5 protein-coding genes and 4 pseudogenes are annotated in these 6059 nt (G+C 37.3%); 8 read left to right on the top strand and 1 reads right to left on the bottom strand.

Annotated elements, in window-relative coordinates:
- The first annotated feature begins 106 nt into the window (after positions 1-106).
- From HT687_RS09415 to HT687_RS09380, 8 genes and pseudogenes are all read left to right on the top strand, one after another.
- Entirely contained in the window at positions 107-361 is a 255-nt protein-coding gene (locus tag HT687_RS09415; RefSeq protein ID WP_016398854.1) for a type II toxin-antitoxin system Phd/YefM family antitoxin, read from the top strand.
- 3 nt (positions 362-364) lie between these two features.
- Complete coding sequence (locus HT687_RS09410) at positions 365-619, top strand: Txe/YoeB family addiction module toxin (protein ID WP_016398855.1); 255 nt, start codon at positions 365-367, stop codon at positions 617-619.
- 346 nt (positions 620-965) lie between these two features.
- Positions 966-1469: pseudogene (locus HT687_RS12390) on the top strand (KilA-N domain-containing protein); the annotation flags it as partial.
- The gene (locus HT687_RS09400; RefSeq protein ID WP_000899898.1) at positions 1423-1563 is read left to right on the top strand and encodes a hypothetical protein; all 141 of its coding nucleotides are present in this window, start codon (positions 1423-1425) and stop codon (positions 1561-1563) included. The pseudogene HT687_RS12390 and the gene HT687_RS09400, both read left to right, overlap by 47 nt.
- Positions 1564-1578: 15 nt before the next feature.
- Positions 1579-2364, top strand: a complete 786-nt coding sequence (locus HT687_RS09395; protein ID WP_000669602.1) for a hypothetical protein — start codon at positions 1579-1581, stop codon at positions 2362-2364.
- Between the two features lie 136 nt (positions 2365-2500).
- Positions 2501-2755, top strand: a pseudogene (locus tag HT687_RS09390) (recombinase family protein); the annotation flags it as partial.
- A gap of 81 nt (positions 2756-2836) precedes the next feature.
- Positions 2837-4450, top strand: coding sequence for a ribonuclease Y (locus tag HT687_RS09385; RefSeq protein ID WP_000404950.1), 1614 nt, complete (start codon positions 2837-2839; stop codon positions 4448-4450).
- Between the two features lie 702 nt (positions 4451-5152).
- Positions 5153-5831, top strand: a pseudogene (locus tag HT687_RS09380) (reverse transcriptase domain-containing protein); the annotation flags it as partial.
- A 95-nt stretch (positions 5832-5926) separates the two neighbouring features.
- Here HT687_RS09380 and HT687_RS12025 read toward each other — a convergent pair.
- Positions 5927-6059 (bottom strand): annotated as a pseudogene (locus HT687_RS12025) (ISNCY family transposase); the annotation flags it as partial.

Here is a 6059-nt window from a genome sequence, read left to right as displayed (position 1 = left end):
TTTTCATTGAGTATAAATAGATGGAAAAGAAAATCTTGTACAAGTTTCTGACAATTTCTTTCTTTTCGTGTATAATAGTGGAAAAGAGGTAAAACGAGGTATGGTTATGGAAGCAGTTCTTTACTCAACATTCCGAAATCATTTAAAAGACTACATGAAGAAGGTCAATGATGAATTTGAGCCTTTAACGGTGGTTAATAAAAATCCAGATGAGGACATTGTAGTTCTTTCAAAGAGCGAATGGGACAGTATTCAGGAAACTCTGAGAATCGTTCAAAATAAGGAACTATCTGACAAGGTCTTGCGAGGAATGGCTCAAGTCCGTGCTGGAAGCACTCAAGTCCATGTTATTGAGGAGTGAGGAATGCTGCTCAAGTTTACAGAAGATGCGTGGGCAGATTATTGCTACTGGCAAACTCAGGATAAGAAAACACTAAAAAGAATCAATAAACTAATTAAGGATATTCAAAGTGATTCATTTACAGGAATAGGAAAACCAGAACCACTCAAGTATGACTACCAAGGAGCCTGGTCACGGCGTATTGATGCAGAAAATCGCTTGATTTATATGATGGATGGAGATAGCATCGCTTTTTTGTCCTTCAAAGATCACTACTAAGTCTACTGAAAGGTGGGCTTTTTATTTTTTAAATTTTTATGAGTAAGTTTAAGATAAAGTTTTTTAGAAAATGACAGAATCCCTAATACAAAAGACAAAAACTCAGAAAAGAAAGTTAGTATATAAACTTCGATTTTTTCCCTTGAATCCGCTTTATCACTTGTATTTTGTGGTATAATGAAGAGAATTGTTAATAATAAAAACAGGGGAAGTAAATGTCTAATTTTAAAGAAAAACTACCGATATTCCAGTCGAACGATGTTCAGATTTCAAATGTAGTCAATGCAGTTTGGTCGATTGCGAACACCTTACGTGGAGCTTATCGTTCGGATAAGTATCGAGTGATGTAATTAAAAATTGGATGAGAAGAAAAGATACAATTGAGTTTCTTGGTTTATGGAAAAGCTTAAACAACATGAATTTCAATTCGGTCGAATTCGACCGAATTAAATCGGAAGCTGGATATAATTCATTTACATTGTCTCCTAAGAAATGGGTAGAGAAAACTGGAGCAATCGGAATTATCTCAAAAGGTGGAAGATATGGTGGTGCATTTGCACATATAGATATTGCCTTTGAATTTGCTTCATGTATTTCTGCTGAATTTAAGATGTATGTAATTCAGGATTACAAAAGACTTAAGTCAGATTAAAATTCTAAGATATCATTAGGCTGGAATTTGAATAGAGAAATTTCTAAGATTAACTACAAAATTCATACAGATGCAATCAAAGAATATCTCTTAAAAGATCTTACCAACGAACAGTTGTCTTACAAGTATGTAAGTGAAGCAGATATGATTAATGTTGTTTTATTTAACAAAAGAGCTAAACAGTGGCGTGAAGAAAATAGGAACAATTAGTACAACACTTGTAGTAGTTGCGGGAGTAAGTGCGGGTGTGCTTGGAGGAAAATTTGACTTTAAATTTCCTAAAAAGATTTAATGGAGAATAATAAATATGAAGTTTAAAAATTATCTATTTGATTTATATCCTTATTTTCCCAAAGGTTTTTCATTATATAATAGAAAGGATCCTGATGTATGTAGTAAGGCGTTGTACGATGATTTATGTAAGATGTTTTTTGATGATGATTCAAAAGAAAAACTTAAAATAACATCTGTATGTAATAAATGCCAAAACTTTGGAAATGGAGATTTTTATACTTTATTTATTGATAAGGATAAGTATTTATTATCAAGTGATTATATAGGAGCCTCTATTTATTGGGCAAGAAAGGCAGGATTAAACGACAGAATAATTTTAGATCATTTGAGTATTTCAAGAACAATAGGTGGACACATTCTTTTCCCTAGAGGTGGTGGAAAATCAGAAACCGTTAATACAGCTAGAGGTGGAAAACCTAGAATCAAGAATGGAATTTATAAAGGATATTATGATCGTTTTGATTTAACACTATATGCTATAAAAGAATGGTTTGCGGGAAATAATAATTCAAAAATAGATTATGCTATAGAGAATTACCGTGAATGGTTTGAACTATTTTTTGATGATGATAATTGTAAAAATGGATTTGAGAAATTTGTCGAGTTTTTTAAGTTAGAAGGATTTATATATGAGCAAAATAAAATTATAGATTTAATTAAATCAGATTTAGAGAACAATCAGGTTGTCTTTTTAGATAAAGAAGATATTAGGATTGCTAGCACAGAAGAAGAATATATAAGATATATGAAAAATCTTAATATCATTATTCTAGAAAGAACTAAAAAAATATTATTATAAATATTTCAGCACCAGTTAAATAAAATGTGCGTTTTCTTTATCAAAAAAATTAATAAAAGAGGTTACCAAGAGGGATAAATTTTAAGTGTAGGGGGAATTTATCCTTTTTGCTTTTGAGGTAGAAGAGAAATCTATTGAATTATCCTATGAATATGTAGATGATGGATATAGTGGTTCTAATTTTGAGCGACCAAATTTTAAGAATATGATTGATGACCTGAATAAAGGAAAGTTTTCTATCATTATGGTAAAAGATTTATCTCGTTTCGGCAGAGATTATATCGAGTCAGGAAAGTACTTACAAAAGATATTTCTTGAAAAAGGTATTCGCTTTATATCTGTAAATGATAACTATGATAGTGATAATGCGGATGTTAGCGATATCCATTTAAGGTTTGTGAAAATCACTTTTTTATGGTAGAATGTAAAAGAATGTATGTCATTCGGAATAACAATAAAATGAGGTAAAAACATGGAAATCATGTCGCTTGCGATTGCTGTTTTTGCCGTCATCATTGGTTTAGTCATTGGATATGTCAGCATCTCAGCTAAGATGAAATCATCTCAGGAAGCTGCAGAGTTGATGCTTTTAAATGCTGAACAAGAAGCAACTAATTTACGTGGACAAGCTGAGCGTGAAGTGGATTTACTTGTTAATGAAGCCAAACGTGAAAGCAAGTCTCTTAAAAAAGAAGCACTATTGGAGGCCAAAGAAGAAGCCAGAAAATACCGTGAAGAAGTGGACGCTGAATTCAAATCAGAACGTCAAGAACTCAAACAAATCGAAAGTCGTTTGACAGAGAGAGCTACCAGCCTTGACCGTAAGGACGACAATTTGACGAGTAAAGAACAAACACTTGAACAAAAAGAACAAAGTATTTCTGATAGAGCGAAAAACCTTGATGCGCGTGAAGAGCAATTAGAGGAAGTCGAAAGACAAAAAGAAGCAGAACTAGAGCGTATTGGTGCTCTGTCTCAGGCAGAAGCACGAGATATTATCTTGGCACAGACAGAGGAAAACTTGACCAAGGAGATTGCCAGTCGTATTCGCGAAGCTGAGCAAGAGGTCAAGGAACGTTCTGACAAAATGGCCAAGGACATCCTGGTTCAAGCTATGCAACGTATCGCTGGTGAATATGTAGCGGAGTCAACAAACTCAACGGTTCATCTGCCAGACGATACTATGAAGGGACGCATTATTGGTCGTGAAGGTCGTAACATTCGTACCTTTGAAAGTTTGACAGGGGTCGATGTGATTATCGACGATACACCAGAAGTGGTGACCTTGTCAGGATTTGATCCGATTCGTCGTGAGATTGCCCGTATGACTATGGAAATGTTGCTCAAGGATGGTCGTATCCACCCAGCTCGTATCGAAGAGTTGGTTGAGAAAAACCGTCAAGAGATTGACAATAAGATCCGTGAATACGGTGAGGCTGCTGCCTATGAGATTGGCGCACCAAACCTTCATCCAGACTTGATGAAGATTATGGGTCGCTTGCAATTCCGGACTTCATATGGCCAAAATGTTTTGCGCCATTCGATTGAGGTTGCTAAGTTAGCTGGTATTATGGCCAGCGAGCTTGGTGAGAATGCGGCTCTTGCCCGTCGTGCTGGATTCCTTCACGACATCGGAAAAGCCATTGACCGCGAGGTTGAAGGTAGCCACGTTGAAATCGGTATGGAATTGGCACGTAAGTACAAGGAACATCCAGTTGTGGTCAATACGATTGCTAGTCACCACGGAGATGTTGAAGCTGAGAGCGTCATTGCAGTTATCGTTGCTGCAGCAGATGCCTTGAGCGCAGCTCGTCCAGGTGCTCGTAGTGAGTCTCTTGAAAGCTACATCAAGCGTCTCCATGATTTGGAAGAAATTGCGAACGGCTTTGAAGGGGTACAAAATAGCTTTGCCCTTCAAGCAGGACGTGAAATTCGTATCATGGTCAATCCAGGAAAAATCAAGGACGACAAAGTCACAATCTTAGCTCACAAAGTTCGTGAGAAAATTGAAAACAATCTCGATTACCCAGGAAATATCAAGATAACCGTGATTCGTGAGCTTCGTGCAGTAGATTATGCTAAATAATAAAAAACTGAGGTCAGTGAAATCTGACTTCAGTTTTTTTGAAGTACGACGGGCATGTGGTGCATCTGAGGTGTAATACTCTTCGAAAATCTCTTCAAACCACGTCAACGTCGCCTTGCCGTACTCAAGTACAGCCTGCGGCTAGTTTCCTAGTTTACTCTTTGATTTTCATTGAGTATAAGTCCTTGGTGGGCACCTGCTACCGGTGAACCCAATAGCGATTCCCAAGCCTGACTATCGTGAGGTAGCGGATTAAAACGGTCTGGGGATAGACCGTTTTAAGTCTGACGCTGGAAATAAGAATCGTCAGAGGAAGGGATAGCGAAATCGTGGCTCTACGAACAGGAAGGTGATAGTAAGGCGTATATAGCGGATAGGGGGGCGCGAAACCTTAAAGTCCAAAAAGGTAGTCGTAACCTATATGCGTAAATCACGAGAGTAATTGAATTCGAACTAAGATTTATCTTTTTCCACTGTAACCTTTTAACGTCCTCATGTCTAGTCTAAACGAGGAAAGATGTAGGACTTATCCCGTGAGCTCTGTCGCTAGAAAGAGAAAACGACAGATCGAAGTAATCCTACTTTACTTGTGTCTGTAAAACGAACGGTCTGATAGAACTGGACTCTGTCACGTATTGACTAGATGAAGGTTCACCAATATAAGATATCCCTCAGGCACCAAAACAAGAAAGGAATAGGCACATGTCAAAATTGCTAGATAAGATAGTATCACGCGAAAATATGCTGGAAGCTTACAATCAAGTAAAATCCAATAAAGGCTCAGCTGGGATTGATGGAATGACTATCGAAGAGATGGATGACTATCTCAGACAAAACTGGCGCTTGACTAAGGAGCTGATAAAACAGAGAAAATACAAACCTCAATCAGTCCTGCGAGTTGAAATCCCCCAACCCAATGGAGGTGTCCTTCAGCTTGGGATTCCGACAGTGATGGATAGGATAATCCAACAAGCCATTGTCCAAGCTCTTAGAGTACTTAAATGACGGCTATGAGTGGATAGTGGATATAGACCTAGAGAAATTTTTCGATAGGGTTCCTCAAGATAGATTGATGTCCTTAGTACATAATATGATCGAAGACGGAGATAGGGAATCCTTGATTCGTAAGTATCTTCATTCAGGTGTTATCATTAACGGTCGGCGTCATAAAACGCTAGTTGGTACACCACAGGGAGGAAATGTATCTCCTCTCTTATCTAATATCATGCTTAATGAATTGGACAAGGAATTAGAAAAGAGGGGACTTCGATTTGTGCGCTACGCAGATGATTGTGTGATGATGGTCGGAAGCGAGGCAGCCGCTAAGCGTGTGATGTATTCAGTTAGTCGTTTTATTGAGAAACGGCTAGGTTTGAAAGTATAGTAAAATGAAATAAGAATAGGACAAACCGATCAGGACAGTCAAATCGATTTCTAACAATGTTTTAGAAGTAGAGGTGTACTATTCTAGTTTCAATCTACTATAATTTGAAGGGGAATACCGTGATTGGCTAATATTTGTTCAAGGACATGATAGTAAGCATTCAAGTTCTCTTTTTTATCAAAATAAGCCCCTAGGATATTGCCGATGCATCATCAATGGCTAAGT

This window comes from Streptococcus sp. 1449 (assembly GCF_013276805.1).
Taxonomy (GTDB): Bacteria; Bacillota; Bacilli; order Lactobacillales; family Streptococcaceae; genus Streptococcus; species Streptococcus pseudopneumoniae.
Note: the sequence above shows the minus strand (reverse complement) of the source record. Positions and strands in the feature narration are given on the sequence as shown.

What these genes read in the sequence shown, in the direction of transcription:
- HT687_RS09415 (WP_016398854.1), top strand. Translation starts at nt 107, where the DNA reads ATGGAAGCAGTTCTTTACTCAACATTCCGAAATCATTTAAAAGACTAC.
- HT687_RS09410 (WP_016398855.1), top strand. Translation starts at nt 365, where the DNA reads ATGCTGCTCAAGTTTACAGAAGATGCGTGGGCAGATTATTGCTACTGG.
- HT687_RS09400 (WP_000899898.1), top strand. Translation starts at nt 1,423, where the DNA reads ATGTTGTTTTATTTAACAAAAGAGCTAAACAGTGGCGTGAAGAAAATA.
- HT687_RS09395 (WP_000669602.1), top strand. Translation starts at nt 1,579, where the DNA reads ATGAAGTTTAAAAATTATCTATTTGATTTATATCCTTATTTTCCCAAA.
- HT687_RS09385 (WP_000404950.1), top strand. Translation starts at nt 2,837, where the DNA reads ATGGAAATCATGTCGCTTGCGATTGCTGTTTTTGCCGTCATCATTGGT.